This is a genomic window from Neobacillus niacini, assembly GCF_031456445.1.
Classification (GTDB): Bacteria; Bacillota; Bacilli; order Bacillales; family Cytobacillaceae; genus Neobacillus; species Neobacillus niacini_I.
This window is the reverse complement of the sequence record NZ_JAVDUQ010000001.1, coordinates 106,679-133,663: the sequence shown is the minus strand read 5'-3', so window position 1 is coordinate 133,663 and position 26,985 is coordinate 106,679. Positions and strand designations below refer to the sequence as shown.

The 26,985-nt window shown below is 39.8% G+C and carries 23 protein-coding genes and 1 riboswitch; of the genes, 19 read left to right on the top strand and 4 right to left on the bottom strand.

The genetic code is table 11. The features are described from left to right. Positions 1-9: 9 nt before the first annotated feature. The 6 genes from J2Y67_RS00660 (at position 10) to J2Y67_RS00635 (ending at position 5,665) form a co-directional block, all read left to right on the top strand. Positions 10-663 carry an amino acid ABC transporter permease gene (locus J2Y67_RS00660; RefSeq protein WP_310169576.1) on the top strand — a complete coding sequence of 218 codons (654 nt, stop codon included), beginning with the start codon at positions 10-12 and terminating at the stop codon, positions 661-663. Beyond that, positions 663-1,385 carry an amino acid ABC transporter ATP-binding protein gene (locus J2Y67_RS00655; RefSeq protein WP_310169574.1) on the top strand — a complete coding sequence of 241 codons (723 nt, stop codon included), beginning with the start codon at positions 663-665 and terminating at the stop codon, positions 1,383-1,385. The genes J2Y67_RS00660 and J2Y67_RS00655 overlap by 1 nt, the downstream gene beginning before the upstream one ends. A 59-nt stretch (positions 1,386-1,444) precedes the next feature. Further along, a complete protein-coding gene (locus tag J2Y67_RS00650; RefSeq protein ID WP_310169573.1) occupies positions 1,445-2,194 on the top strand; it encodes a gamma-glutamyl-gamma-aminobutyrate hydrolase family protein in 750 nt (249 codons plus the stop codon). Between the two features lie 87 nt (positions 2,195-2,281). Then, the gene (locus tag J2Y67_RS00645) at positions 2,282-2,632 is read left to right on the top strand and encodes a hypothetical protein (protein WP_310169571.1); all 351 of its coding nucleotides are present in this window, start codon (positions 2,282-2,284) and stop codon (positions 2,630-2,632) included. Positions 2,633-2,791: 159 nt separating this feature from the next. Beyond that, entirely contained in the window at positions 2,792-3,247 is a 456-nt protein-coding gene (locus J2Y67_RS00640; RefSeq protein ID WP_310169569.1) for an Rrf2 family transcriptional regulator, read from the top strand. 219 nt (positions 3,248-3,466) lie between these two features. After that, positions 3,467-3,606: riboswitch (cyclic di-AMP (ydaO/yuaA leader) on the top strand. 112 nt (positions 3,607-3,718) lie between these two features. Beyond that, positions 3,719-5,665 carry an APC family permease gene (locus tag J2Y67_RS00635; protein WP_396954018.1) on the top strand — a complete coding sequence of 649 codons (1,947 nt, stop codon included), beginning with the start codon at positions 3,719-3,721 and terminating at the stop codon, positions 5,663-5,665. Between the two features lie 74 nt (positions 5,666-5,739). On the opposite strand, the gene J2Y67_RS00630 is transcribed toward J2Y67_RS00635, so the two are convergent. Next, a complete protein-coding gene (locus J2Y67_RS00630; protein ID WP_310169567.1) occupies positions 5,740-6,987 on the bottom strand; it encodes a cation:proton antiporter in 1,248 nt (415 codons plus the stop codon). 95 nt (positions 6,988-7,082) lie between these two features. On the opposite strand from J2Y67_RS00630, the gene J2Y67_RS00625 reads away from it, so the two are divergent. From J2Y67_RS00625 to J2Y67_RS00610, 4 genes are all read left to right on the top strand, one after another. Beyond that, positions 7,083-9,110 (top strand): YhgE/Pip domain-containing protein, encoded by a 2,028-nt coding sequence (locus J2Y67_RS00625; protein WP_310169566.1) that lies wholly within the window; start codon positions 7,083-7,085, stop codon positions 9,108-9,110. A 217-nt stretch (positions 9,111-9,327) separates the two neighbouring features. After that, on the top strand, positions 9,328-10,452 hold the full coding sequence (locus J2Y67_RS00620) for an endospore germination permease (protein ID WP_310169565.1): 1,125 nt from the start codon (positions 9,328-9,330) through the stop codon (positions 10,450-10,452). Beyond that, positions 10,424-11,938: a spore germination protein gene (locus J2Y67_RS00615; RefSeq protein ID WP_310169564.1), complete on the top strand. Its 1,515-nt coding sequence runs from the start codon at positions 10,424-10,426 to the stop codon at positions 11,936-11,938. The genes J2Y67_RS00620 and J2Y67_RS00615 overlap by 29 nt, the downstream gene beginning before the upstream one ends. After that, the gene (locus J2Y67_RS00610) at positions 11,935-13,095 is read left to right on the top strand and encodes a Ger(x)C family spore germination protein (protein ID WP_310169562.1); all 1,161 of its coding nucleotides are present in this window, start codon (positions 11,935-11,937) and stop codon (positions 13,093-13,095) included. The genes J2Y67_RS00615 and J2Y67_RS00610 overlap by 4 nt, the downstream gene beginning before the upstream one ends. A 91-nt stretch (positions 13,096-13,186) precedes the next feature. On the opposite strand, the gene J2Y67_RS00605 is transcribed toward J2Y67_RS00610, so the two are convergent. Then, positions 13,187-15,001, bottom strand: coding sequence for a helix-turn-helix domain-containing protein (locus J2Y67_RS00605; RefSeq protein WP_310169560.1), 1,815 nt, complete (start codon positions 14,999-15,001; stop codon positions 13,187-13,189). A 310-nt stretch (positions 15,002-15,311) separates the two neighbouring features. On the opposite strand from J2Y67_RS00605, the gene J2Y67_RS00600 reads away from it, so the two are divergent. The 9 genes from J2Y67_RS00600 (at position 15,312) to J2Y67_RS00560 (ending at position 24,930) form a co-directional block, all read left to right on the top strand. Continuing rightward, the gene (locus J2Y67_RS00600; protein ID WP_310169559.1) at positions 15,312-16,451 is read left to right on the top strand and encodes an acyl-CoA dehydrogenase; all 1,140 of its coding nucleotides are present in this window, start codon (positions 15,312-15,314) and stop codon (positions 16,449-16,451) included. A 46-nt stretch (positions 16,452-16,497) separates the two neighbouring features. Then, the gene (locus tag J2Y67_RS00595; protein ID WP_310169557.1) at positions 16,498-18,465 is read left to right on the top strand and encodes an acetate--CoA ligase; all 1,968 of its coding nucleotides are present in this window, start codon (positions 16,498-16,500) and stop codon (positions 18,463-18,465) included. A 157-nt stretch (positions 18,466-18,622) separates the two neighbouring features. Further along, entirely contained in the window at positions 18,623-19,984 is a 1,362-nt protein-coding gene (gene accC, locus J2Y67_RS00590; protein WP_310169556.1) for an acetyl-CoA carboxylase biotin carboxylase subunit, read from the top strand. A 17-nt stretch (positions 19,985-20,001) separates the two neighbouring features. After that, positions 20,002-20,214: an acetyl-CoA carboxylase biotin carboxyl carrier protein subunit gene (locus tag J2Y67_RS00585; RefSeq protein ID WP_310169555.1), complete on the top strand. Its 213-nt coding sequence runs from the start codon at positions 20,002-20,004 to the stop codon at positions 20,212-20,214. Positions 20,215-20,235: 21 nt separating this feature from the next. Continuing rightward, a complete protein-coding gene (locus J2Y67_RS00580; RefSeq protein ID WP_310169554.1) occupies positions 20,236-21,135 on the top strand; it encodes a hydroxymethylglutaryl-CoA lyase in 900 nt (299 codons plus the stop codon). Positions 21,136-21,150: 15 nt separating this feature from the next. Continuing rightward, a complete protein-coding gene (locus J2Y67_RS00575) occupies positions 21,151-21,933 on the top strand; it encodes an enoyl-CoA hydratase (RefSeq protein WP_310169553.1) in 783 nt (260 codons plus the stop codon). Positions 21,934-21,967: 34 nt separating this feature from the next. Continuing rightward, positions 21,968-23,512: an acyl-CoA carboxylase subunit beta gene (locus tag J2Y67_RS00570; RefSeq protein WP_310169552.1), complete on the top strand. Its 1,545-nt coding sequence runs from the start codon at positions 21,968-21,970 to the stop codon at positions 23,510-23,512. A gap of 53 nt (positions 23,513-23,565) precedes the next feature. Next, on the top strand, positions 23,566-24,252 hold the full coding sequence (locus tag J2Y67_RS00565; protein WP_396954026.1) for a CoA transferase subunit A: 687 nt from the start codon (positions 23,566-23,568) through the stop codon (positions 24,250-24,252). Between the two features lie 27 nt (positions 24,253-24,279). Further along, positions 24,280-24,930 (top strand): 3-oxoacid CoA-transferase subunit B, encoded by a 651-nt coding sequence (locus tag J2Y67_RS00560; protein WP_310169550.1) that lies wholly within the window; start codon positions 24,280-24,282, stop codon positions 24,928-24,930. 163 nt (positions 24,931-25,093) lie between these two features. On the opposite strand, the gene J2Y67_RS00555 is transcribed toward J2Y67_RS00560, so the two are convergent. Both J2Y67_RS00555 and J2Y67_RS00550 read right to left on the bottom strand, forming a co-directional pair. Next, positions 25,094-25,294 (bottom strand): hypothetical protein, encoded by a 201-nt coding sequence (locus J2Y67_RS00555; RefSeq protein WP_310169549.1) that lies wholly within the window; start codon positions 25,292-25,294, stop codon positions 25,094-25,096. A 261-nt stretch (positions 25,295-25,555) separates the two neighbouring features. Beyond that, positions 25,556-26,743 (bottom strand): acetyl-CoA C-acetyltransferase, encoded by a 1,188-nt coding sequence (locus J2Y67_RS00550; protein ID WP_310169548.1) that lies wholly within the window; start codon positions 26,741-26,743, stop codon positions 25,556-25,558. Positions 26,744-26,985: the final 242 nt, after the last annotated feature.

The following is a 26,985-nucleotide window of genomic DNA, read 5'->3' as shown; positions in this document are numbered from 1 at the left end:
GGGGTTAGGATGAGAGGAATTGAAATGGTCTGGCAGGACTTCCCCAACCTTTTAATCGGAGCAGGGAAAACTCTTGAAATTGTCTGTATTTCATTGCTTTTTGCGACAATCATTGGATTAATATTTGGGATGTTTCGAATAAGTTCCAATCGTACTTTACAAAACATCACCCGTGTGTATGTAAGTATCATTCGTGGTACACCATTATATGTTCAAATTATTTTCGTCTATTTCGCGATCATGCCCATGATTGTCCCTGGAGGCTTATCCCCGATGGTTGTGGGAGCGATGACGATTTCCATCAATGCAGGTGCCTACCTGGCAGAGGTATTCCGTGCGGGAATTACATCGATTGATAAGGGACAAGAGGAAGCGAGCAGTGCTCTTGGATTCACGAAACGACAAACCTTTTATTATGTCATTTTACCTCAAGCTGTGAAACGAATGACACCAGCCTTCATGAATCAATTTAGTATAAGTTTAAAAGATACCTCGCTTTTAGCCGTCATCGGAGTGGTTGAACTAACGTACAGTGCCCAAATTGGTTATGCGCAAAACTATGAAATATTCGCCTATCTTTTCACCATTGGTGTAATGTACTGGGTCTTATACACATCAATTAACTGGTTAACCGAGCTTGTGGAAAGGAAGGTGTCGAATTAATGTTAGAAATGAAAAAGATACATAAAACATTCGGCTCCAATGACGTCTTAAAAGGAATTGATTTATACATTCCAAAAGGGCAAGTGGTTTGTCTAATCGGTGCTTCGGGTTCGGGAAAATCAACGCTGTTACGTTGTATCAATCAGCTTGAAGTACCTACCAGCGGGGAGGTTTATTTTGAAGGAACCTGCGTAACGGAAAAAGTACATGACATTACCGTCACAAGGCAGAAAATGGGGATGGTTTTCCAGCAGTTTAATTTATTCCCTCATAAAACAGTTTTAGAAAATATCACGCTTGCACTAATTAAAATTAAAAAAATAACGAAAAATGAAGCCGAAAAAATTGCCATGAATTATCTCAAAAAGGTTGATTTAACAGAAAAAGCCGGTGAATATCCGCGAAGCTTATCAGGGGGCCAACAACAGCGTGTTGCGATTGCAAGAGCTCTTGCCATGAATCCAAAGGTGATGTTGTTTGATGAGCCAACCAGTGCCCTTGATCCAGAAACGGTCGGAGAAGTATTACAGGTTATGCGCGCACTGGCAAATGAGGGGATGACGATGATTATTGTCACGCATGAAATGGGATTCGCAAGAGAAGTCGCAGATCGAATTTTATTTTTAGATCAGGGTGTGATTGTCGAAGATGGACATCCCAAAGAAATATTTAGTGGAGCAAAAAGTGAGCGTCTTCGTTCATTTTTAGAAAGGGTCCTTTGAGGAGCTTTTGGTTTCTTCGTTCTACTTGCACGAAATAAAGAAAAGAAAGAGTGAAAAAAATGGAAAAACCAATCATAGGCATTACGACATCCTATGTTAAGTATAATGACAACATGGAAGGCGTGTATATTCATCATGATTACCACCGCGCAGTGGAACGAGCCGGCGGAATCCCTTTTCTTTTGCCTGTCGTCAAAGATGAAGAAGCGGTTAAACAATATGCTGCGCTCTGTGATGGGATTATTTTTAGCGGCGGGGAAGATATCGACCCACATTTTTACGGCAAGCCGCCACATGTGAAAATAGGTTTTTTTCGAACGGAGCGGGATGAGTTTGAGATAAAGTTATTTGACTATTATTTGAAGACAAAAAAGCCGATATTTGGGATATGCCGGGGATTACAAATTATCAATGTCGCCTGTGGCGGAACACTTATACAAGACATTCCTTCATTAAAAGAAAAAGAAGTCCATCTCCATGAGCAAACCATCCCGCGTCATCTTCCCTTCCACCGTGTAAAACTGAAGAAAAATAGCTGGATGGAAGGGATATGGGGCAAAGAAGATATGCAAGTTAATTCCCTTCATCATCAAGCGATAGAAGAGTTGGGAGAAGGTCTGGCCATCACTGCTCTTGCAGATGACGGAATTATTGAGGCTGTCGAAGGGATGGGTCATCCCTATTTGATTGCTGTTCAGTGGCATCCGGAATCGATGTCAGAAAAACACCCGGAGATGCAGGAATTATTTAATCAATTAGTAGAAGCGAGCAAAAACCCTTTTAATAATGGTTTAGAGACGGTTAGCTAACAGGATTGGCAGGATTAAATGATCATTTCAAAACATACATTCTTCTTAATAAACGATTATATTTTTTGATATTGAGGAGATGAAGAAATGAATTTCGAGATGCAAAAAGCGATGATGCTGGCGGAAAATATTGAGGGTTTTATAAAATTCGTTCAAAAAAATTATGAAAATAAATATAAAAATCGTTTGGAGAAAGATAAAATTTATCAAATTAAATTATTGATGGAGGATTTTAAGTTTCAAATTCTTGCGGATGAGCTTATGAGAATCAATCAGTTTTCTTGGGATGAAAAATATACGCTTTATCTGGTTGAGGAATTTATTAAAGGAATCAGCATTATTGAAGAATACGTAAAAAATAACTATAATGACTTATACATTTTTACAGCGAGACTATTTACATTAAAGAATCTCAGCCAGCCATTTAGTAAACATTGAAGGGGAGGGGTCATGGGCTCATCCCCTTTATAATTGACTTTTAAAACCGACTTCTATAATTTGTTCTTCATTATAAGGTATAATATATTTGTAATTAAACGAATTACATGTTACAACGTGAAGGTATTTTGTTATGAAGATAAGGTAGGTGGCTGAAGATTGTCTATAAGTAGTCGGTTTTCCGTTGGGATTCATATATTAACACTTATTGAAATAAATAAAGAGGGAATCAGTTCCTCAGAATTTTTAGCTGGCAGTGTAAACACGAATCCTGTCGTGATAAGAAAAATAATGGGGATGCTTAAAAAAGCTGGGTTAGTCGAGGTACATCCCGGTATTGCGGGAGCTAAACTGGCCAGGGATTTATCTGATATTACCTTGCTTGACGTATATAAGGCAGTGAATGTTGTCCAAGAGAATGAATTGTTTAGTGTCCATGAAGAACCCAATCCCGCTTGTCCGGTGGGAAGGAATATCCAAGATACAATAGGTCCTCTATTTACTGCTGCTCAAGCTGCTTTAGAAAAAACTTTGGAAAATGTGACCATTGAAGATGTTGTAAAGGATATTGTTAATAAAGAAAAATTAATAGGAAAGAATGAAGCCTTTCATTAGGATACGTTTTTTAGGGGATGAGCAAAAGGCTTATCCCCTTATGATTTATTCATATTCAAGAATAGTCATATTGACATATCAGACAATATACTTAGAGAAAATAAGGAAATTACAGATAAATTAAGAAATCGTTTAAGAAATAATTAAATTTGCTATGATTTTGCGTTAAATTGGTTGTTTACAATTACCAGTTGACCCAATAGAATTACAACATATCAATTGAATAAACAGTCTAGTCCTGGTGCACCAGGAGCGGAGGAACCAATTATTTGGGGTTAATTCTGTTAAACAGAAGGGATGAGTAACTCTTTCGCCATCCTACCCGTCAGCTAACTTCGTCGGCTAAAAGCGAAGGAGGTCATAAGACCACCTATTTCAGGGGGCTTTTTTGCATTTTTAGCAGAAAAGACGCCGAAACTAAAGTAGGTCTTTTTATTATGCCTACTTTTAGGTACAAAGTAGCGGCTCTTATTGTTTTTCCAATTAGTAAAGGAAGGGATTATTACTGTGACTCATCCATCACAAATTTTAGAACTAATACTTGCCATAGTTGCCATAGTTGCAATCTGGTATTCCATTTCGAATTTTAGCAATGTTAAACGTATTTTGATTGGTAGACCGATGCGAACGGCAGAATTACACGCTCAGCATAATAAATTAATTTGGTATATTGCACTGCCGATACTATCTGCCGATCTTTATTCATCCGTTTCATACGGACCTGAATCGGGGATTACGGAGCTTATCAACCTGGGACCCGGGGCTAAGTGGTACATCATCCCAATCACCATCTCTACAATAGTCCTTTTAGCCATACTTATCCTTTCTTACATAATGGGAATACTTGCATACCCAAATGGCGGCGGGGCGTATGCGATTGCAAAGGATAACTTTAAACAGCGGTGGATATCGTTAGTGGCGTCCAGTTCATTGCTTGTTGATTACATATTAACCGTTGCAGTTTCCGTTTCAGCAGCCTTAGAGGCAGTTTCATCTGCCTATCCAGTTGTATTACCATATGAAACGGTTCTTGCTATTTTATGTGTTTTTATTTTGTTAGTTGTTAACCTTCGTGGGGTGGCAGAATCAGCTAAAATATTTGCTTGGCCCACTTTAGGATTTATGGGTTGTATGTTGCTTTTAATTTTCTTTGGTTTTTTCGATGAGTTTAGACATGGTTTTGTTCAACCGGAAACTCCGAAGTTTGGTTCTGCACCTCAAGGATTAACCGTATTACTTTTATTGAAAGCATTTAGTTCTGCTTGTTCGGCCTTGACAGGAATCGAGACCATTTCGAATGCTGTCCCAATTTTTAGAGAACCACAACAAAAAAATGCCATTAAGACGTATATTGCTTTAGGTACGATTACATCGGTAACTCTTTTAGGATTTGCGTATCATTTGTATGTTAGAGGGATTTCTCCAGATCCTCATAATACGATGCTGTCCCAATTAACCCAATATTATTTTGGCCATGGGATTCTCTATCAAATCATTATCTGGTTTACTTTTATTGTGTTAATCCTTGCTGCCAATTCGACCTTTACTGGCTTTTCACAATTAGCTGCTATCGTAGCTGCGGATGGGTTTTTACCTCGAGGACTTTCAAATAGGGGAGATCGATTAGGATATTCAAACGGAATTATCGCTTTAGCAGCAACTGCCAGCTTACTGATTATTGCATTCCATGCGCATACAAATGCTTTAATTCCTTTATACGCTATCGGGGTGTTCTTATCTTTTACCATTGCACAATATGGTTTAGTAAGAAGGTGGAAACGTGTAAAGGGGCCGCACTGGAAAGCTAAATTAGCTATCAATACAGTTGGAGCTATTATCACGACGATAGTTGCGGTCATATTTGCTGTTACAAAGTTTACGAGTGGAGCTTGGGTTGTTTTAGTTGTTATACCTGTATTGATAATGTGTTCTATTTTTGTGCATCGACATTATCACGCAATTGCGAATGAGTTAAGAATCGACCTTAAAACGGTACATCCTGAAACCAATAGAGTAGTCACCATTGTCCTCGTTTCAGGAATTCATCGTGTGGTCCAAAACACATTGTCCTTTGCAAAAGGTATTAGTCAAGATAATTTGTTGGCGGTATATGTGGGCTTTGATGATGAATCCATAAAAAGGATGGAAGCCAAGTGGGAGGAATGGGGGACGCCTTGCCGCTTACTAACTTTAAAGAGCAAATACAGATCCGTGTTAGAACCTCTTACAAGATTAATAAATATAATTGAAGAAAAAGACCAATATAAAGCTCAAGTTCATATTGTGATCCCACAATTTATTCCGAAAAAATGGTGGCATAATTTACTACACAATCAAACAGCCCTTTTACTTCGGGTATGGTTAATAAGACATAAAGACGTAGTGATTTCAACTGTTCCTTATCATTTAAAGAAATAACCTTTTAAATACTTTTTTCAAAACGAAAAGGCAGGAATCACCGTTGTGTGACCCTGCCTTTTTTACATGAAATTTTAACTACCCTTTACAGGTTCTAAAGTAATTCTTAACTTTTTAGCTACATATCCAGTAGTACTTGCTTGGATTAGAATCGTCATTAATATTGCAATAAAGGTTACAGAAGCAATTTGGTTTGCATAATCAACTTTTGATGCCACAATCATTCCCGACAGTGCAGCGGGAATAACACCAGTTTCACGGACCCAGAACATAAACAAAATTTCATTCCATTTCCATTTTGCCCTTCGGTCCGGAAACGTACAGAGCAGGACGGCAAGAGGTCTCGCAATAAACATGAAGACGAGAACAACTAGAATTCCTTGCAGCCAATACTGGCCTAAGATCGTAAAATCTACTTGTGTCCCTAAAAGCATAAATATGAGTGTTCTCATAATTAAGGTTAAGGTACCGGAAAATTCAAAAACGGGTGATTTCGTTTCTTCGGAAACATGAAAGCGAAATAATTGGTGGTTTCCAGTGATAAGCCCCGCAGTGAAGGTAGCCATAAAGCCGCTTGCATTCATGTACCCAGCAGCTAAATAAGAACTAATCGCCACAACCAAGCTGACGACTGTGCTATATTTTCTAAAAATTCCCCATCGGTGTTCCGAGGTTAACAGAATACCAATAAAACCAATGATTGTCCCCGCTAATATTCCGCCTCCTGCTTCCCGAAAAAAGCTCCAAAGGCTTGAAGTAACAGATAATTTTGTATGTCCTATTAGAACGCCTAGTATTGTAAATGTTAAGATGGAACCTGTTGCATCGTTAAAGGCAGATTCACTTTCAACCGTTCTTCTAACCTTCTCTTGAATCGTTATTTGTTTAAATACAGGCATTAGTGTGGCCGGATCCGTCGATGCAATAACGGAGGCAAGCAGTAAGGCGTACAGAATCGGCATATCTAATAAATAGAAGGCCGTAACCGCCACGACGAAGGCTGTAATCACAACCCCTAATATGGATAGGAGAGAAATCGTAATCCATACCTTCTTAAGGACGGAGAAATGGATTGCGAGCCCGCCTTCAAACAAGATTAAAATGGATCCTAAAACGATAATAAATTGATAGGCTACTGAATCATTTGGAACGGTTATCAACTTGAAGGCAGAAGGTCCGAGCAAAATTCCTACGATCATAAACAAGGCCACATCAGGAATTTTTATTCGCTCGGCTAGTTTAATGGTCATTAATCCAAAAAGAAAGACCATCGTAATCATGTATAATTCACGTTGAACGATATGCATAACGTTGGCTTCCATTATATTTCTCCTTTTTACCCATTTTTCGATAGTATAGGTTGCTCATTATTTATGGAGTATATGAATAGGATGCTACGACATGGGGTGTTTTTTGAATGGGAAAAATTTGGCGCATTTATCGATCGGATTGGAAAAACATATTCAGTGTTCCTTCTGTTGCTTTACTAGTTGTTGGACTAATGATCCTGCCGTCTATGTATGCTTGGTTCAATATCAAGTCGATGTGGAACCCATACGGAAATACTTCGGGGATTCAAGTTGCCGTGGCGAATGAGGATGATGGTGCTGTTCTTCGGGGAAAGCATATTAATGTAGGAAATGAAACGGTAAAAAATTTAAAAAAGAATCATAAACTTGGCTGGCTATTCGTGAACTCTAGTGAAGCCAGAAGGGGCGTGGAGGAAGGAGACTACTATGCCTATCTTATCATTCCAAAGGAATTTTCTAAAAAAATTACAAGCATCATAACCGCAAATCCTCAAAAACCGGAAATCGTTTTTGGCGTTAATGAAAAAATCAATGCAGTAGCACCTAAAATCGCAAGCTCAGGTGCATCAAGTGTGACAGCCCAAATTAGTCAAGCCTTTATAAAAACCGTCGGGGATGCCATTTTTTTAGGATTTTATAAGGCTGGTGTTGAGCTTGAAAAAGATTTGCCATCGATTCTCGATGTGGAAAAACAAATTTTTGCACTGGAAAAAGCACTGCCGATGATTGACGCAATGGGGAAAAAAGCAATTGAACTTGAGGGGAAACTTTCTGAGATTCACAGGAAAGGGCAACAGATTATCGAGCTTGAACAAAGAATACCGGAGCTAGACAGGGCAGGTGCAAGTATTTTAAAAGTTGAGGCAAACCTCCCGCTTGTAAAGGATGCAGGTGACAAGGTGCTCGCCCTCCAAGGTAAGATTTCCGATATACAGAGAACATCCGCGATTGTATCGGATGTTGTAGCACAACTTACCGAGATTGAAACAAAAATAAAGGATGCGATGGATCAGGCTAAGGCTGCAAATGAGGCGGATACCTCAGCCAATCAAGCACAGTTGAATCAAGTGTATGATGAACTCGTAAAAATCCATCATGATGTCCAAGCTACCAGAGCTGAGCTCGAACAAAAAGTAGACAAAATAGTGGGTGGAATTAACACGGCTGCCGATTTTGTGAAAAAGGAGTTGCCGACAGTTGAACAAAAAATCCATAAAGCTGCCAATTTTGTGCGAAATGATTTGCCTGGACTAGAGGCAGACATTCGAAAAGCCGCAGACCTTGTTCGCACCAAGCTTCCAGAAGTTGAAAAGGTGATTCATAAAGCAGCGGATTTGGCTAGAAATGATTTACCGGGTTTTGAAGAAAAAGTGAGGACTTCAGCCGATAAAATCAGAAAATTTAAAAGCAGTGTTAATATTTATGATTTGATTCAATTTTTAAAGCATGATCCAACAAAGGAGAGTAATTTTTTATCCAATCCGGTTCTATTAAAAACAAAACGAATATTTCCAATTCCTAATTACGGTTCGGCAATGTCGCCATTTTATACGATGCTGGCCCTGTGGGTCGGGGCAACGCTCCTTGTCGCCTCACTCCGAGTTGACGTGGAAAATCCGGACAATCGATATAGGGACTATCAACTGTATCTGGGAAGATTATTCACTTTTTTAACCATCGGGATGATTCAAGCAGCGATTGTTTCTTTAGGAGATTTGTTTATTATTCATACTTATGTGGTGGACAAAGGCTGGTTTGTTTTGCTCAGTATTTTCATGAGTATGGTGTTTATCGTTATCACCTACACTTTATGTTCCGTGTTTGGTAATATCGGGAAGGGATTAGCCATTATTCTTTTGGTCCTGCAGATTTCCAGTTCGGGCGCCACATTTCCAGTAAGCGTTACTTCAGCCTTTTTTCAAAAACTGAATCCTTTCATGCCGTTCACTTATGGTGTAAGTATGCTTAGAGAAACGGTGGGAGGAATGATTAATAAGATTGTGATCAAGGACTTTTTAGCTCTTTTAGTATTTGTTGGCATCAGCTTTCTTGTCGCACTTGTTTTAAAGAAACCATTAGGCAATCGCATCCGGCAAACAGCTGAAAGGGCAAAATCAACTAAGTTGGTTCCTTAGTTTGGAATTCGCTTCCTATAAATATTTAGAGGCAATACCAGCTTTGCGTTTTCAGCCTCAAGGTTTGTTTTTTTAAATTCCGTAAATTTTTTTTTGCTTGTTCCTTCTTACATAATTTTCAATGTTATTTGGAAAAATATATAAAATGAGAATAGATATGTAATTTCTAACTGCACAAGAGGTAAAAGTTAAGAATTTCTCACTAAGTGCGAAAGGGGTGGGGGCAATAAATAAATCGGATTCCATTACAATCTTTCAGTTAATTCTGTTGTTTATGACGGCAATTGGATTAAAGAATCATGTCATTATTATCCCTGCATTAATTCAAACAGCGGGAAGGGATGCATGGATGTGTTGCGTTATCACATTTTTGCTGACATTTGGCTGGATTCCCTTACTGCTTTATATACAGAAAAAAACGAACCAGGAGAAACTATTTGAGTGGATTCGAAAACATAAATGGTCAGGAACTGGCTCGTTCATTAGTATAACTGTTATTTTTTATCTTTCACTTGCAGTAGTTGTTACCTTAAAAGAAACCATTATATGGGTAAAGATTGCGTTTTTGCCGGAGACACCGGTTTTTTTTATGATACTGCTTTTCATGCTGGTCTGTTTGTCTTTGGCAGCAACAAGTCTTAGAACGATTAGCATTGTAAATGTTTTTCTTTTATTTTTTATCTTTATTCTTGGTTTTTTTGTCGCTATCACTAATTTCCAAGTAAAACAATATTCATTGCTCCTGCCATTTCTTGAACATGGACCTATTCCGGTTTTCAAAAGTATGATTTTTCAGGCCTCCGGTATGGTTGAAATGCTGATCTATATTTTTCTTCAGCACAAAATCACCATGCCAATACGTTTTCGCCATTTTTTTGTAGCCTCCGTTATATTGACAGGATTAACTATTGGTCCGCTTCTAGGAGCCATTGCTGAATTTGGTCCTGTCGAAGCGGCAAATCAAAGGTTTCCTGCCTACGAGGAATGGGGACTTGTATCACTCGGACACTTTATAGAGCATATGGACTTTTTATCCATCTATCAATGGCTATCTGGCACATTTATCCGCGTTTCTTTAATTTTCTTTATTATTAGAGAAATTTGTCCATTTGAGAAAAAGACTAGAAAATGGATTTGGAGTATTCTATTTGTTTTCATAATGGCTCTGACGTTATGGCCGTTAAGTGATTTTGTTTATTCTAAATTATTATTGCAACATCTTTTGCCGCTTACCTTTTGGGTGTTTATGGCTTTGTCGATTTTTCTAGGATTATTCGTCATGTTGCTTTCAAAAAGATCAGGGGGGGCAAAAAATGCGCTTCAGGAAAGGAAAATCCATTAACGATGATGAATTGATAAATGGTTCATTTTCAGAGAAACAAACCAATCCACCTGATATCAATAGACTGCGGGAATTGTTTGAAAAATCCCGAGATGTTCAGTTTGTCTCTTATCAATTTAACCATTTTCCAGTTATGCTGATTTACTGCAGTGGATTAATTAGCAATGACATGATGTACAATTCCATTCCGCAGCGTTTGGAAGCATTTTTTTCCCGGTTGCACAGTAAACCGACAAAAAAAGATATTATGGAACGTCTTTACTTACCATCTATCGGTATGATTGAAACGGATGAGCAAGCTATTTCAGATATTTTTGCCGGAAAACTATTCTTAGATTTTGGTGTAGAAGGAACGATTTTTTCTGTTGATATTTCCGAACGCCCACAGCGAAAACCTGAAGAGACAAAAACGGAAGTGGATGTTTTAGGTCCACGTGATAATTTTATTGAAGATATTTCGATTAATATCGCTTTAATTCGAAAGAGGTTGAGAACAGCCTCCCTTGTGATAGATCCATTTGAAATTGGCAGGAGGACAAAAACAAAAGTTTCCGTATTATTTATAGAAGATATTGCGGATAAAGAGATTTTTCAGCAAATTAAAAAAAAACTGGATGGTATTGATATCGACGGTCTTTTTAGTGGTACGCAATTGGAGGAACTAATCAATGAAAGCCCCTGGGCTATGTTTCCGCGTTACTCATATACGGGACGGCCCGATTTTGCTGTGCAATCATTATTAAAAGGAAGGTTTATTATCCTTATCGATGGAGTCACCTATGCCTATGTAACCCCAATTAATTTATTTTTTCTTTTAAAAGGCGGCGAGGATAAAGAAGTATTCTATGCATTTAATTCTTTCCAGCGACTGATACGAATTACAGCAGTGGTCATTGCAACATTACTTCCAGGTTTCTGGGTGGCACTGACTGCATTTCATCAGAATCAAATTCCCTTTACCTTTTTAGCAACAATTGTGGAATCAAGAAGAGGTGTCCCTCTTTCAACATCCGTTGAGGTACTGTTGATGCTTTTAATATTTGAAGTTTTTCGAGAGGCCGGAATGCGCCTTCCTATGGCAATCGGACAAACATTAAGTGTGATTGGAGGTTTAATTATCGGGGATGCTGCAATCAGGGCTGGTTTAACAAGTCCCGCGACACTTGTCGTGATTGCAGGCTCAACCATCGCCACTTTTACATTAACAAACCAATCGTTAGCAGGAACAGTTTCCCTACTTCGTTTTTTTATTGTCATTCTTGTTTCCTTCCTTGGTTTTTTTGGTTTTTTCGTAGGACTTTACTTTATTCTTGTTTACCTGGCCGATATTCGAACATTTGGGGTTCCATATATGGGGTTGGCCACCCGCATAGACGCAAGAAATATCTTAAAGTCAATCATCCGTTTGCCTGACGCTATCATAAAAAGAAGGCCAAGCACACTTAACCCTGAGGATTCTAGTAGAAAAGGGGAAGATTCCCCATGAAGCGGCGGTTCAAAAAATGGCTCCTTCTTTTGCTGGCCTTGATCATGCCCCTGCCTCTAGGAGGGTGCTGGGATACCTTTGAACCGGAGCGCATGGTGTATGCTTATGGGATGGGGGTTGATTATAAAAAAGGGCAATATATCGTTTATCTGCAAATTATAAACTTAGGGCTCTTGGCAAAAACAGAGGTTAGCGGCGGGAACTCTGAAGTAAATGTAGAAGTTGGGCGGGCCACAGGTAAAACAGTGGATCAGGCAATGTCTAATTTATACCATAGTGCTCAAAGGAGAATCTTTTGGGGACACCTTTCGTTTCTCGTCCTAACAGAAGAAGCGTTAAAACAGGATGGGGTTAAATCGGTTGTCGATTTGTTAGACCGTTATCGCGAGACACGCTACCGCATTTGGTTTTATGCGACAAAAGATTCTCTTCCAAAAATATTGCTGAATACTCCCATTCTTGGAATGTCATCGGCATTATCAAGGATTAGTGACCCGAAAGCCACTTTTCAACAAAACTCTTTTATTCAACCGATTAATATGAGAGAGGTGCTGATCTCGATTAATGAACCCGTACATGAGGCAAGTATTCCTGTCATCACGATTACGAAAGAAAATTGGATGACCGAAAAGAAGCCTCATGAATCTCTTGAAATTAAAGGAATTGCTGTGATTAAAAGGAATAAACTGAAAGGGGTTGTCATGGGGAATCAGGCTAATGGATTGAGATGGATGAATAAAAAGATGAAGCGGAGCGGCTTGACAGTTAAAGGCAAGCCTAAGGATATTGATGTACTTGTTGCAAATGTAAAGGCAAAGGTAAAGCCGATCATTAAAAAGGGAAACATACAATTTGATGTAAGGGTAAAAGGTGAAGCCGTTATTGACCACGTAGAACAGAATTTTAACCGTCTTGCATTAGAAGCGAAAATCGAAAATAAAATAAAAAATGAAATTATGAAAACCTATCTTTATGGACTTTCCATCGATACGGATATTTATCATTTAACAGAGGTTCTGTATAGAAAAAACGTTCGTGTATGGAAAAAGGTGGAGCAAAACGGAAAGGTCCCATTAAGTAAGGAGTCGCTTCGAAATATTCAGGTGAAAATAGAAGTGATTCATGGGGAAAAACAGCGGGACAAACCGACGATATAAAGGTTCTAACGTTTACCAAGTTAAGTAAATGAAAAAACGAGACTTCTTTCTTAAGCAGTCTCGTTTTTTATCGTAAATTTATCTTCCCTTCCTATGATTGGAATCGCTTAATTGCATATCGATATATATTTACAGCCAAATGAATGTTGAGTACTTGTTTACTATCCGTTAAATCAATAAATAGGATTTCTTCAATTCTTTTTAAGCGGTAGCTTAATGTATTAATATGGACATGCAAGGTATCTGCTGTCCTCTTTACATTTTGGTTCCCCTCCAGATACACATAAAGTGTTTTCAAAAGGTCACCTTTTCGGGAGTTTTCATAGTCAATAAGCGGACCTAACACTTCATTGACAAACTCCATCACTTCTTCCTCTGGATTTTGCAGGATAAATCTCTGAATTCCCAGATCCGTATAACTTAGAATTGAATGTTCCCATTGAAATTGCCGAATAAAATTTACACAATTCTCTGCTTCCTTAAGCGATTTGTGGACATTCTGAAGCCCTTGTTTCAACCTGCCGATACCAAACGCTGCCTCCAAGCCCCAATTCCTTGAGATAATTTCCTGCTCAATCCACTTTATTTTTTCCTTAATTCGTGAGACCATTAAAGAATTTGCTATATTAGAAGGTTCAGAAAGAAGAACGACGATTTGCTGATGATGAGTTACCGTCATTCCTTTTGTATAAGGGTCCAGAAAAGCCTGATTTGTAAGCAGGATCATTTTTCGAAGCAAGCCATCCTGAGAATCGTTCTTCCTGTTCGAACCCATCGAAAATTCAATAATAATGGCAATGTAATGATGGGCAGGATTTAAGTCCAGCGTTTTGGCTTTTTGAAGAAGAGCTTCATCTATCTGCTCAGAAAATAAACTTGTTACGAATTCACCTTTTAACCGTTGCTGGGTTTCAAAAACGGTCTGTTCTTTAAACAGTTGTAACGACAGAACCGTACAGGCATGCTCAAGTGCGGCTAAATCCATATCATCTAATTTTTTAGTAGATAGAATGACCAATAGACCAAGAAAATTCGGTTTAGATCCGAGAGGTAAGCTGACCAATTGATAATGGGTGCCAAAAATATTTATTTCTTTAACAGAAAGGGTATTTTCGGGTGATCTCAATAATAAACTGGACTGTTGTTTAACAAACGTTAGGATCTCGCTAGATAGATTGGAATCATAGGAAGAGGTAATGAGATCGCCTAACTCATCATAAAGAAACGTATTTTGTCCTATCCAGCAGTGTATGTACTCCAAAATGGAATGAAGATCTTCCCCCTGAAGAACAAGATTTGCCAAGGTTCTATGTGTTTCAATGGAATAAGACAGTTTTTTGACAGTCTGCTCTTTTTCCTTGTAGAGGCTTGAGCGCTCGATTGCAACCGCAGCCTGATGGCAAATGGCCTCTAATAGATGAAGATCTTCAGGCTTAAAATTTAATGACTGCTGGAAAGAATCCAAGGTAAACACGCCAATACATTCACCCTTCAAAAATATCGGGGCAGAAATAACCGTTGAAAAATGAAAATTTTCCGGAATCGACCTACTTAGTAATTTAGAATTTTTAAAGGATAAGGTAGCTAAGGCTTTTTTAATTTCTTTATCATTTTGATAAATAACGGAACTTTGTGTTTCAAATGTTTTTCCTGTCATGGATTCGCCGGGTTTGAGACGGATTTGCCTGAAAATCTTTGGATAAAAAACTCCTTGTGCGGATTGAGCGATGAGGCAATCTAGTTTTTTATTAAATAACCATAATGAGCCTCCTTCTGCTGCTTCGACAACTGAAATGGTTTCACGCATGATTAATTCGATAATGGTTTCAATATCAAAAGAAGTGTTTAGGACATTGGAAATATGGAATAAGGACTGAAGCTGGCGATGTGTAAATGTATCTTCCATTTGGGGCCTCCTAAAGCTGTTAGTATTTTTAGTCTTTCTCTAGTATTCAACGAAACTAAAAATCTTCTATTTAAAATTATAGAAGTAAAATGAAAGCGTTTCAATTATTTCATTTATGTTTTTGTATAAAACCTACAAATTTTCCTCCCTCTTTTTCGTGAACATTGACATAGAATTCTGAATTTTTATTGATATAATTATTAGAAGATTAGGAATTGTGTTAATGAAATTCATCAAGAAACCTTAACGATAGGTTACATCAAGAATGTATGACTCTATTAATTTTTTAAGTTGAGAGGAAGATGCAGGGATGAATTTTGAGTTAACAGAAGAACAAGGAATGATTCGAAAATTAATTCGTGATTTTGCAGAAGCAGAAGTAGCGCCGGGTGCAGACGAAAGAGACCGAACAGGGGAATTTCCAAAGGAAATTTTTGATAAGCTGGCGAAGTTAGGAATTATGGGGCTGCCTTTTCCTGAACAATATGGCGGCGGTGGAGCAGATACCATTAGTTTCGCTATTGCAGTAGAAGAATTAAGCCGTGTATGCGGGTCAACGGGAATTACATACTCTGCCCATATTTCCTTAGGAGGGGCACCTATTCATCTTTTTGGGACACATGAACAAAAGGAAAAATACTTAACACCGCTTTGCACGGGAGAATATTTGGGTGCTTTTGGACTGACAGAGCCGAATGCCGGGTCGGATGCTGGGGGAACCCAAACAACAGCAACGTTAGAAGGGGATCAGTGGACGATTAATGGTTCCAAGTGTTTTATTACGAATGCAAGCTTTGCAAAAAATCTTGCGATTACAGCCGTAACCGACCGCTCGAAAGGTACCAATGGCATCAGTGCCTTTATTGTATCGACGGAAGCTCCAGGATTTACGGTTATTGATAATTATGAAAAGATGGGCCTTCACGCATCGAATACGACGGAATTAATTCTTGAAAATGTAAGCGTATCCAAAGAAAATCTGTTAGGTGTGGAAGGAAATGGTTTTAAACAGTTTTTAGCGACACTTGATGGCGGAAGGATTGGTATTGGAGCAATGGCGGTTGGGATTGCACAAGGCGCCTATGAGAAAGCACTTCAATACGCGAAGGAAAGAAAGCAATTTGGCCAAAGCATCTCGAAGTTTCAAGCGATTCAATTCAAACTGGCTGATATGGCCATGAATATTGAATTGGCTCGAAACATGGTTTATAAAGCTGCCTGGCTAAAGGATCAAGGCAAGAAATTTAAAAAGGAAGCGGCAATGGCGAAATTATATGCTTCAGAAATCTGTATGCGAGTTTGTGATCAAGCGGTCCAAATCCATGGCGGTTATGGGTATATGAAGGAATATCAGGTGGAACGTTTTTTCCGTGACGCGAAACTTCTAGAGATTGGGGAAGGAACCTCCGAAGTACAAAGAATGGTTATTGCACGCGAAATTGGATGCTAATGAATTTTTATCATGATTAAATAAAAATTGTTAAAGGAGCCATTACATGGATATCAATGGAATTTTACAAGTAGTTTCAAATAGTAAACTCGTTTATCCAGATGTAGAAAAAGTGCGTTCAACCTCCATTGGGAGTAGTGTTGCCTTTCAAGAACTTCTTAAACAATCCCAAGAAGATCCTGCAACATTCTGGGATCGTACAGCCCGTGAACTTGTTTGGTATGAACCATGGAATGAAACCATTAGTGGACAACTCCCTGATTTTCGCTTTTTTGTCGGTGGTATTAGTAACCCGAGTGTAAATTTACTTGATAGGCATATTGAAAATGGGGCAGGAAACCGAACTGCTCTCATTTGGGAAGGTGAAAACGGGGACACCAAATTTTACACGTATAATATGCTTCTTGCTGAAGTAAATCGATTTGCTAATGTACTTAAATCATTTGGTGTAAAAAAAGGTGATTGCGTAGCTATTTATCTTCCCAATCTGGCCGAAGCCTTTATCGCCGTTTTAGCTTGTTTTCGAATTGGCGCTATCTACAATACGATTTTCTCCGGTTATTCCGAAAAATCATTGACAGACCGACTCATCAGTTTTGAGCCAAAGGTATTGGTCACTGCAGATGCAACCGAACGCCGGGGGAAGGTCATTCGTTTAAAAGAAAAAGTTGATAATGTTGTACCATCTATTCCATCTGTCGAAGCAGTCATTGTTGTAGACCGATTAGGTTCAGAGGTTCAAATGAAAGAAGGCCGGGATTACTGGTGGCATGAGGAGACAAAAGCTGCAAGTATCGTTTGTGAACCTGAGAGAATAGAAGCGAATGAGAGCGGTATTGTGTTTTATACAAGTGGTACGACGGGTAAACCAAAAGGTGTCGTGCATTCCGGGATGGCTTTTGTAACTCAAAATTACATATATGCCAAGTATCATATGGATCACCGCAATGATGATGTTTTCTGGTGTACTGCGGATATCGGCTGGTTAACAATGCATATATGGGGAATTACCGGTGCGTTAGCGAATGGTGTAACTACTGTTGTCTTTGAAGGAGCCGTTGATTATCCAACAAAGGATCGTTTTTATCAAATCATTGAAAAATACCGGGTGAATAAATTATTTACCGCCCCAACTGCATTAAGAATGTTAAAAAGTATGGGAGAAAAACCATTAGAGCAATTTGATTTATCTTGTCTTGATGTTATTTCTCTTGTGGGAGAACCTTTTGATCCGGACACATGGCAGTGGACATATGAAGTTTTAGGAAAGAAAAAGATTTATATCAATAATACTTGGGGGCAAACGGAAACAGCAGGATGTCCTATCGCAGGGGCAGCCTGGCTGACGCCAATGAAACCGGGCTCCTCAGGCACTCAATTTTTAGGTGCAGTTGTTGAGGTTGTGGATGAAGAAGGCAATCCAGTTAAACCTTGTCAGTTAGGGAATTTAGTGATTAGAAAGCCATTTCCGATGCTGTGCCGAACACTTTGGAAAGAACCAGAGCGATATTACGGATCTTATTTTAGCCAAGTAGAAGGCAGTTATTATGCCAGCGATCTCGCATTGATCGATGAGGATGGACATATATGGGTTGTTGGCCGTTCGGATGACGCGTTTAATGTAGCCGGACACCGCTTAAGTACAATGGAGATGGAAAGTGCCGTACTCGAATGTGAGGGTGTATCAGAAACTGCCATTATTGGAGTCCCTGATGAAATAAAAGGTGAAGTTCCGCTCGTATTTGTCCGTCTGGGTGATGGCTATGAAGGAACAGAAGAATTAAAACAGCAAATAAATAATCGGATCATCCAACAAATTGGTAAGATTGCAGTTCCAAAATCAATTATTTTTACTGATAGTTTACCAAAAACAGTTAGCGGAAAAATCATGCGCCGCTTATTGAAGGAGATCGTTGTATCAGGAAAGGTTAACGGCGACATTACAGGACTAGAAGATCCAGCGTCCGTTGCACAAATACAAAAAATAGTTGCTGAAAAATCATCAGTTAAATAATCATTAATGAGAGCCAGTCATTTGTCAGGAAAATGATCGGCAATGACTGGTTCTAATATACTAAAATTAGTAGTTAAAGATAAACGTAAGAATATTGCAATAGTAATGATTAGATTTTTACATATCTCCTTAACAATGTTAGAAAGGGTGGAAAGGTATGTTCAAAAAAGTTTTAATTGCAAACCGTGGAGAGATTGCCGGACGAGTGATGCGAACGTGTAAAGCACTGGGGATCCAAACGGTTGCGGTTTACTCGGAAGCAGATAAGGACGCTCTTCATGTGAAGGCAGCGGATGAAGCTTATTTACTTGGAGAAGCAAGGGTATCAGAAAGTTACTTGAATATAGATAAAATCATTGAAATTGCTCGTGAGTCAGGAGCGGAGGCAATCCACCCTGGATATGGACTACTTTCGGAGAATGCTGAATTTGCCAATCGTTGTAAAAAAGAAGGCATCGTCTTTATTGGTCCATCACCTGAAGTTATTTCCAAAATGGGCAGCAAAATTGAGGCAAGGAAATTAATGCAGTTGGCAGGGGTTCCGGTTGTACCGGGCATTACTTCTCCTTTAGCAGATGTTGAGGAAGCAGTGGAAACGGCGAAAAACATTGGCTATCCAGTTATGCTGAAGGCATCAGCTGGTGGCGGCGGCATCGGTATGCAGATTGTTCGGAGCGAGGAAGAAATTAGAAAGGCCTTTGAAGGCAATCAGAAGCGGGCTGTTAGTTTTTTTGGCAATGGAGAAATGTTTATTGAGAAATATGTTGAAAACCCAAGGCATATAGAAATTCAAATTCTCGCGGATGGAAACGGGAATACCGTTTATTTGTGGGAACGGGAATGCTCGATCCAACGGCGTCATCAAAAAGTTGTCGAGGAGGCACCATCTCCATTTTTAGATGAGGTGATCCGCAGCAAAATGGGGGAAGCGGCAGTAAGAGCAGCCCAATCAATCGGTTATAAAAATGCAGGAACCATTGAATTTTTAGTGGATGAGAATAAGAATTTCTACTTTTTAGAAGTAAATACACGCCTGCAGGTGGAACATCCTGTTACGGAGGAAATTACCGGGTTGGACCTTGTAGCCGAACAACTCCGAATCGCCTACGGCGAATCTATACCATTTAAGCAATCGGATATTAAGCGGGATGGGCATGCAATTGAAGTCCGAATTTATGCGGAGGATCCAAAAACTTTCTTTCCTTCTCCAGGGAAAATTACCAAATTTGTTTTACCTGAAGGTCAAGGCATTCGGCATGAATTGGGAGTGAGCGAGCAGTCAGTCGTGACCCCTTTTTATGATCCAATGATTGCCAAACTTGTTGTTAAGGGAAAGGATCGTAATGAGGCCATTGAAATTTTGAAGGATGCCTTATCTCGCTATGAGGTTGAAGGGATTAAAACCAATATTCCGATGCTTCAAAAAGTAGTGGAGCACGATTCTTTCGTTACCGGTGAGACAACCACAAATTTTGTTGAAAAGTATCTGCAGGAAAATAAAAAAACATTCACGAAATAACACAGGAGGGTTTAGAGATGAATAAAATTGTTGCAGTGATGGCAGGAAATGTATGGAAGGTATTAGTTCAACCGGGTGATAAGGTAGAGGAAGGACAGGATGTCGTTATATTGGAATCGATGAAGATGGAGATTCCGATTACCGCTGAATTCAGCGGCACGGTGAAGGACGTAAAAGTTAATGAAGGTGACTTTGTCAATGAGGAAGATCTATTAATCGAAGTTGAATAAACCTTCAAGGGAGATGAGAAAATGAATTGGCCAACGAATGTAACTATTAAGGAAGTTGGACCAAGAGATGGGCTCCAAAACGAGCAGACATTTCTATCCACGGAGGATAAAATCAATTGGATTAATCAATTGTCCCAAACGGGTCTCCAATACATTGAAATTACGTCGTTTGTCAATCCAAAGTGGATTCCAGCCCTAGCCGATTCCTTGGAAGTGGCAAAAGGAATTGAGCGCCTTCCAGGCATAACTTATACAGCTCTCGTGCCAAACCGACGGGGGCTGGAGGCTGCCTTAGAAGGAAATGTGGATGAAATTGCAGTATTTATGTCATCCAGTGAAACACATAATCAAAAAAATATTAACAAAACCATTGCCGAAACCTTCCCTATTCTCGGTGAGGTCGTAAAGGAAGCTCTGGCAGCGGGAAAATCGGTCCGCGGCTATGTTTCAACTGTATTTGGCTGCCCGTATGAAGGTCAGGTGTCAATCGATCAGGTGATTCGGGTGTCAGAACATTTATTTGAGATGGGCATTCAGGAATTATCACTGGGAGATACCATTGGCGTGGCCAACCCTCGTCAAGTTCAAGAGGTATTAAATGCGCTTTTAAAACGCTTCCCGATTGAAAAATTGGCACTGCACTTTCATGATACACACGGGACAGCCATTGCGAATATTTTAGCGGCATTAGACATGGGGATTACCTCCTTTGACGCTTCTACTGGCGGACTAGGCGGATGTCCTTATGCGCCAGGTGCTTCAGGGAATGTGGCAACCGAGGATGTGTTGTACATGCTGAATCAAATGGGAATTGATACAGGAGTCAACTTAGAAAAACTGCTGGGAGCAGGACACTTTATTCAAGAAAAAATAGGAAGAAGTTTACCTAGCCGTAATCTTCAAGCTTGTAAGTCTAATTAAAGGGGTGAAGGATATATGGATCAAGCGGTGCTAGTTTCAACACGTGAGGATGGAATTGTTGTCATTACATTAAATCGCCCCAATGCGGCAAATGCACTTTCAACCCTGCTTCTGGAGAAGCTAAAAAATATTATCAATAACTGTAAATTTGACCCATCTGTACGTTGTTTGATCGTAACAGGTGCAGGAGAAAAAGCATTTTGTGCAGGTGCTGATTTGAAGGAACGGGCCGGAATGGATGCTCAGATGGTGAAGAAAACCGTTTCCTTGATTCGGGAGTGCATAAACAGCCTCGAAAATTTACCTCAGCCAGTGATTGCTGCTGTAAATGGGGCGGCATACGGCGGGGGAACTGAACTGGCTTTGGCCTGTGATATTCGTGTTGCCTCAGAAACAGCAAAATTCGGTTTGACTGAAACCTCACTCGGAATCATCCCGGGGGCAGGCGGTACGCAGCGCCTCTCAAGGCTCGTGGGAAAAGGACGGGCAAAAGAACTGGTTTTTACGGCAAGACGCATCAACGCGAAAGAGGCAATGGATATTGGCTTGGTAGAGTTTGTAGAGCGGCCGGAATCCCTGTTAGATAAGGCACTAGAAATTGCTGGGCAAATTGTCAAGAATGGCCCAATCGCTGTTCGCCAAGCTAAATTTGCCATTGATAAAGGGTATGATGTGGATTTAACGACAGGGCTGGCAATCGAACAAAATGCCTATGAGGTCACAATCCCAACAAAGGACCGTTTGGAAGGCCTTCAGGCTTTTAAAGAAAAGCGGAAACCTGTCTATAAAGGGGAATAACTTTCAGGCTAGAGATGAGAAGGAGGATCACTTCATGACTACAGAAGTTCATTTGGAAAAACAAACATTGCAAGACCGCCTTGAAAAGATTTACAAAGGCGGTGCTCCAAAATACCATGAAAAAAATAGCGAGCAGGGAAAACTCTTTGTCCGTGACCGCTTAAAGCTCTTGTTTGACCAAGATTTTGTTCTGGAAGATGGGGCATTTGCCAATTGTATGTCGGAAGATCTTCCCGCGGATGGTGTCGTAACAGTGATCGGTAAAATAAATGGACAGGTCGTTTGTGTAATGGCGAATGATTCTACCATCAAAGCCGGTTCCTGGGGAGCGCGGACGGTTGAAAAAATCATACGTATTCAAGAAACAGCTGAAAAACTAAGAGTTCCGTTAATTTATCTCGTTGATTCCGCAGGAGCACGGATTACCGATCAGGTAGAAATGTTTCCAGGACGCCGCGGAGCAGGACGGATTTTCTATAATCAGGTGAAATTATCTGGGAAAATTCCACAGGTATGTGTGCTATTTGGACCTTCGGCAGCGGGCGGAGCGTATATCCCGGCATTTTGTGACATCGTGATCATGGTCGACAAAAATGCTTCCATGTACCTTGGTTCTCCGCGGATGGCGGAAATGGTAATCGGTGAAAAAGTAACGCTTGAGGAAATGGGCGGTGCGAGGATGCACTGTTCGATTTCAGGCTGCGGCGATGTTTTGGCGAAAACCGAAGAGGATGCGATTGAAACGGCCCGAAAATACCTCTCTTATTTTCCTGCTAATTTCTCAGAAAAGCCGCCGAGCAAAGAAGCATTGACGCCGAAGTCATTTGAAAAAACAATCGAAGACCTGATTCCAACAAATCAAAATACGCCTTTTAATATGTATGATCTAATCGACCGCCTCATTGATGAAGGATCTTTTTTAGAAATTAAGAAGCTTTTTGCTGCCGAATTAATCACCGGCCTTTCCCGATTGAATGGAAAACCCATCGGTATTATTGCTAATCAGCCGCGTGTGAAGGGCGGAGTTTTGTTCCATGATACGGCCGATAAAGCAGCGAAGTTTATTAATCTATGTGATGCTTACCATATTCCTATTCTTTTCCTCGTGGATGTCCCTGGTTTTATGATTGGAACAAAGGTGGAAAGGGCAGGAATTATCCGTCATGGGGCAAAAATGATTTCGGCGATGGCGGAAGCAACTGTACCCAAGATTTCCGTTATTGTCCGAAAAGCATATGGGGCTGGTCTTTATGCAATGGCAGGTCCTGCATTTGAACCAGATTGCTGCCTTGCTTTACCAACAGCTCAAATCGCCGTAATGGGACCAGAAGCTGCAGTTAATGCTGTCTATTCTAATAAAATTGAACAATTACCAGATCACGAGAAAGCGGAGTTTATTCAGCAAAAACGTGAAGAATACAAGGAAGACATTGATATTTATCGACTTGCTTCTGAAATGATCATTGACGGAATTATCCCAGGTAATTCCTTACGGGCGGAACTGGTCAATCGTTTTGAAGCGTATTCTTCAAAGTATACTCATTTTTCTGAACGGAAACATGCAGTCTATCCGGTATAAATTTTAATAGAAATCTATTTTAAAAGGAGGTTATTTCTTTGAATAAGGGTAAAATTATAGACTCATTTACACAAGCGGTCCAAGATATTCCCGATGGAGCCACCATTATTGTTGGTGGTTTTGGATTGTGCGGCATTCCTGAAAAAGCAATCATGGCTTTACGGGATAAAGGAACAAAGGATTTAACCATCGTCAGCAATAATTGCGGGGTAGATGATTGGGGACTAGGTCTCTTACTGGCAAACAAGCAAATTAAGAAAATGATCTCTTCCTATGTGGGTGAAAACAAGATATTTGAACAGCAGTTTTTAAGCGGGGAACTGGAGGTAGAACTCGTTCCCCAAGGAACATTAGCTGAACGAATCCGTGCAGGCGGCGCAGGAATTCCTGCTTTTTACACAGCGACAGGAGTAGGAACAACCATTGCGGAAGGGAAGGAACACAAGGTTTTTAATGGTAAAACTTATATTTTAGAAGAGGGAATCGTAGGGGATTTTGCGCTTGTAAAAGCATGGAAAGCGGATCCGCTCGGGAATCTGATCTATCAAAAAACAGCACGCAACTTTAATCCGCTTGCTGCAATGGCTGGAAAAGTAACGATAGCAGAAGTAGAGGAAATCGTAGAGTCCGGAGTGTTAAATCCAGATCACATTCATACTCCAGGAATCTATGTCCAAAGGCTCCTACTTGGTAAAAACTATGAAAAGAGAATTGAAAAGCGGACAGTTGTTTATGCATAGGTTAATAGAAGAAAGGAGAGAAAAACGATGAGTAATGCGCGCTCGCTGATTGTAAAAAGAGCTGTACAAGAGATTCAGGACGGAATGAATGTTAATCTGGGAATTGGAATTCCAACCTTGATTGCCAATGAAATACCCCACGATTATAATGTTTTGCTTCAATCAGAGAATGGATTATTAGGGATTGGACCCTATCCGTTTGAAGGCAGTGAAGATCCGGACCTGATTAATGCAGGAAAAGAGACCGTTACGACCGTTAAAGGTGCATCCTTTTTTGATAGTGCTGAATCCTTTGCAATGATACGTGGCGGACACATTGACCTCGCTATCCTGGGAGGTATGGAAGTTTCAGAACAAGGGGATTTAGCCAACTGGATGATTCCAGGGAAGATGATCAAAGGAATGGGCGGCGCCATGGACTTAATAAATGGGGCCAAACGGGTTGTTGTTGTAATGGAACATGTTAATAAAAACGGGGAATCTAAAATTAAAAAAGCCTGTACCCTTCCATTAACAGGAAAACAAGTGGTCCACCGATTAATTACGGATTTGGCTGTTTTTGATTTTACACCGGAAGGAATGGTTCTTGTTGAAACACAGCCGGGCATAACAGTAGAAGACGTTGTCAAAAACACAGAAGCTACTTTTGCTGTAAGTCAGGAATTATTGATTAAATAAGTTGAAGAGTCAGTTCCCGGCAGTTTATAGAGATATTTAGCGGAGGGGAACTGACCCTATGTAACCATTAATAATGAAATCCCTTGTTTATTCCCGTAATGGATAAACAAGGGATTAAGAGAGCAGATTATTCATTCGTTTACCTGCCGTTTCAAAAGGATTTTTATACGAGGATTTTTGTTTCTTCTTCAAGAATGTCTTTCTCGACAATCTCCCACCAATTCTCCAAACTTGCTAATTGTGAATCGGTAACTGCATCAGTCGCTAACTGATTAACTTCCAATTTTCTCAAACTTTTCACTTGATCGGTAGGATCAAAGTTGCAACAAATCTGGTAAATATCATCATAATCAGCCATTGACATGGTTAAGGACCTCCTTTCTTAATAGGTTAGGGCAAAGAATGACTTCACCCTTTAATTTATTTATAATCCCATTTCAATAAAAATAGAAGGGAAGTTAGTGTCAGATTTTTGAATTTTTCAAATAATTATTTTCTGTTAAACTTGCCTGTTGATTTCCGCTTCAATCAATATTGTTAGTAAATCAAACTGACCGTTAACACATCCTGAAATAAAAAAACGAGACTCCTTGTCGGCAGTCTCGTTTTGATTTCATTTTAAAAATTATGCATTTTCGACGATGGTTGCTACGCCTTGTCCGCCGCCAACACAAAGTGTTGCTAAACCATAACGGTTATCTCTTTTCTTCATTTCGTGAATTAAAGTAACAAGGATTCTTGCGCCGCTTGCACCAATTGGGTGTCCAAGGGCAATTGCACCGCCATTTACATTTAATTTTTCTTTATTAAATTGAAGCTCACGGTCTACAGCGATAGACTGTGCAGCAAATGCTTCGTTTGCTTCAATTAAATCGATATCTTCTAATGAAATCGATGCTTTTTCAAGTGCTTTTTTGACAGCTGGTACAGGACCAATCCCCATAATACTTGGGTCCACACCAGCAGTTGCATTGGCTTTTATCGATACTAATGGCTTAAGTCCTAATTCCTCAGCCTTTTTACGGCTCATCACGACGAATGCTGCAGCACCATCATTAATTCCTGATGCATTTCCTGCAGTAACCGTGCCATCTTTTTTGAAGGCAGAGCGAAGTTTTCCTAAGCTTTCTGCTGTTGTACCGAATCGAGGGAACTCATCTTGGCTGAAAACTGTTACTTGACCCTTACGGCCAGGAATTTCTACAGGGACAATCTCATCGGCAAAACGGTTGGATTCGATCGCAGCTTGTGCTTTTTGTTGGCTCGCTGCGGAAAATTCATCTTGTTCTTGACGAGAGATTTCATACTTTTCAGCAAGGTTTTCAGCGGTGATTCCCATATGGTAGTCGTTTGCTGCACACCATAATCCGTCTTGGATCATACTGTCGACAACTTTCTGGTCGCCCATTTTAAATCCTTCGCGGCTGCCTTTTAATAAATATGGAGCTTGACTCATATTTTCCATTCCGCCTGCAACGACAACCTCAGCATCGCCTGCAAGGATTGCTTGTGCTGCCAGATGAACAGCTTTTAAACCAGATCCGCAGACCTTATTAATGGTCATTGCTGGTTTTTCTTGTGGAACGCCTGCTGCAAGGGAAGCTTGTCTAGCCGGGTTTTGGCCAGCTCCTGCTTGTAAAACATTCCCCATCACGACTTCATCCACATCATTTGGAGTAATTCCAGCTTTTTGGATAGCCTCTTTGATCACAGTCGCACCTAGTTGAGTGGCTGGGACATTTTTTAAACCTCCAAGAAAACTTCCAATTGCTGTTCTTACTGCACTTACAATTACAACTTCATTGATTGCCATTTTATTTTCCTCCCTAAAAAAAATTAATTTATGTATTCTCAAGTCCCCCTTACAAATCATACAGTAAAAATCCCATAATTTTTTGAATAATTATTCGACAAATTTAGCGATTTCTTAAAAATGAAGATTCATTCATTTTCCTTAAGGAGGGGGGAGAGGTAACTCTTTATTGAAATTGAATGAGATTTTTGTGTAAAAATGAGCATTGCAGAGTCTTGATGAATTTTGAGAAAAAATGTCGA

What these genes read in the sequence shown, in the direction of transcription:
- J2Y67_RS00660 (WP_310169576.1), top strand. Translation starts at nt 10, where the DNA reads ATGAGAGGAATTGAAATGGTCTGGCAGGACTTCCCCAACCTTTTAATC.
- J2Y67_RS00655 (WP_310169574.1), top strand. Translation starts at nt 663, where the DNA reads ATGTTAGAAATGAAAAAGATACATAAAACATTCGGCTCCAATGACGTC.
- J2Y67_RS00650 (WP_310169573.1), top strand. Translation starts at nt 1,445, where the DNA reads ATGGAAAAACCAATCATAGGCATTACGACATCCTATGTTAAGTATAAT.
- J2Y67_RS00645 (WP_310169571.1), top strand. Translation starts at nt 2,282, where the DNA reads ATGAATTTCGAGATGCAAAAAGCGATGATGCTGGCGGAAAATATTGAG.
- J2Y67_RS00630 (WP_310169567.1), bottom strand. Translation starts at nt 6,987, where the DNA reads ATGGAAGCCAACGTTATGCATATCGTTCAACGTGAATTATACATGATT.
- J2Y67_RS00625 (WP_310169566.1), top strand. Translation starts at nt 7,083, where the DNA reads ATGGGAAAAATTTGGCGCATTTATCGATCGGATTGGAAAAACATATTC.
- J2Y67_RS00615 (WP_310169564.1), top strand. Translation starts at nt 10,424, where the DNA reads ATGCGCTTCAGGAAAGGAAAATCCATTAACGATGATGAATTGATAAAT.
- J2Y67_RS00610 (WP_310169562.1), top strand. Translation starts at nt 11,935, where the DNA reads ATGAAGCGGCGGTTCAAAAAATGGCTCCTTCTTTTGCTGGCCTTGATC.
- J2Y67_RS00605 (WP_310169560.1), bottom strand. Translation starts at nt 15,001, where the DNA reads ATGGAAGATACATTTACACATCGCCAGCTTCAGTCCTTATTCCATATT.
- J2Y67_RS00600 (WP_310169559.1), top strand. Translation starts at nt 15,312, where the DNA reads ATGAATTTTGAGTTAACAGAAGAACAAGGAATGATTCGAAAATTAATT.
- J2Y67_RS00595 (WP_310169557.1), top strand. Translation starts at nt 16,498, where the DNA reads ATGGATATCAATGGAATTTTACAAGTAGTTTCAAATAGTAAACTCGTT.
- accC (WP_310169556.1), top strand. Translation starts at nt 18,623, where the DNA reads ATGTTCAAAAAAGTTTTAATTGCAAACCGTGGAGAGATTGCCGGACGA.
- J2Y67_RS00585 (WP_310169555.1), top strand. Translation starts at nt 20,002, where the DNA reads ATGAATAAAATTGTTGCAGTGATGGCAGGAAATGTATGGAAGGTATTA.
- J2Y67_RS00580 (WP_310169554.1), top strand. Translation starts at nt 20,236, where the DNA reads ATGAATTGGCCAACGAATGTAACTATTAAGGAAGTTGGACCAAGAGAT.
- J2Y67_RS00575 (WP_310169553.1), top strand. Translation starts at nt 21,151, where the DNA reads ATGGATCAAGCGGTGCTAGTTTCAACACGTGAGGATGGAATTGTTGTC.
- J2Y67_RS00570 (WP_310169552.1), top strand. Translation starts at nt 21,968, where the DNA reads ATGACTACAGAAGTTCATTTGGAAAAACAAACATTGCAAGACCGCCTT.
- J2Y67_RS00560 (WP_310169550.1), top strand. Translation starts at nt 24,280, where the DNA reads ATGAGTAATGCGCGCTCGCTGATTGTAAAAAGAGCTGTACAAGAGATT.
- J2Y67_RS00555 (WP_310169549.1), bottom strand. Translation starts at nt 25,294, where the DNA reads ATGTCAATGGCTGATTATGATGATATTTACCAGATTTGTTGCAACTTT.
- J2Y67_RS00550 (WP_310169548.1), bottom strand. Translation starts at nt 26,743, where the DNA reads ATGGCAATCAATGAAGTTGTAATTGTAAGTGCAGTAAGAACAGCAATT.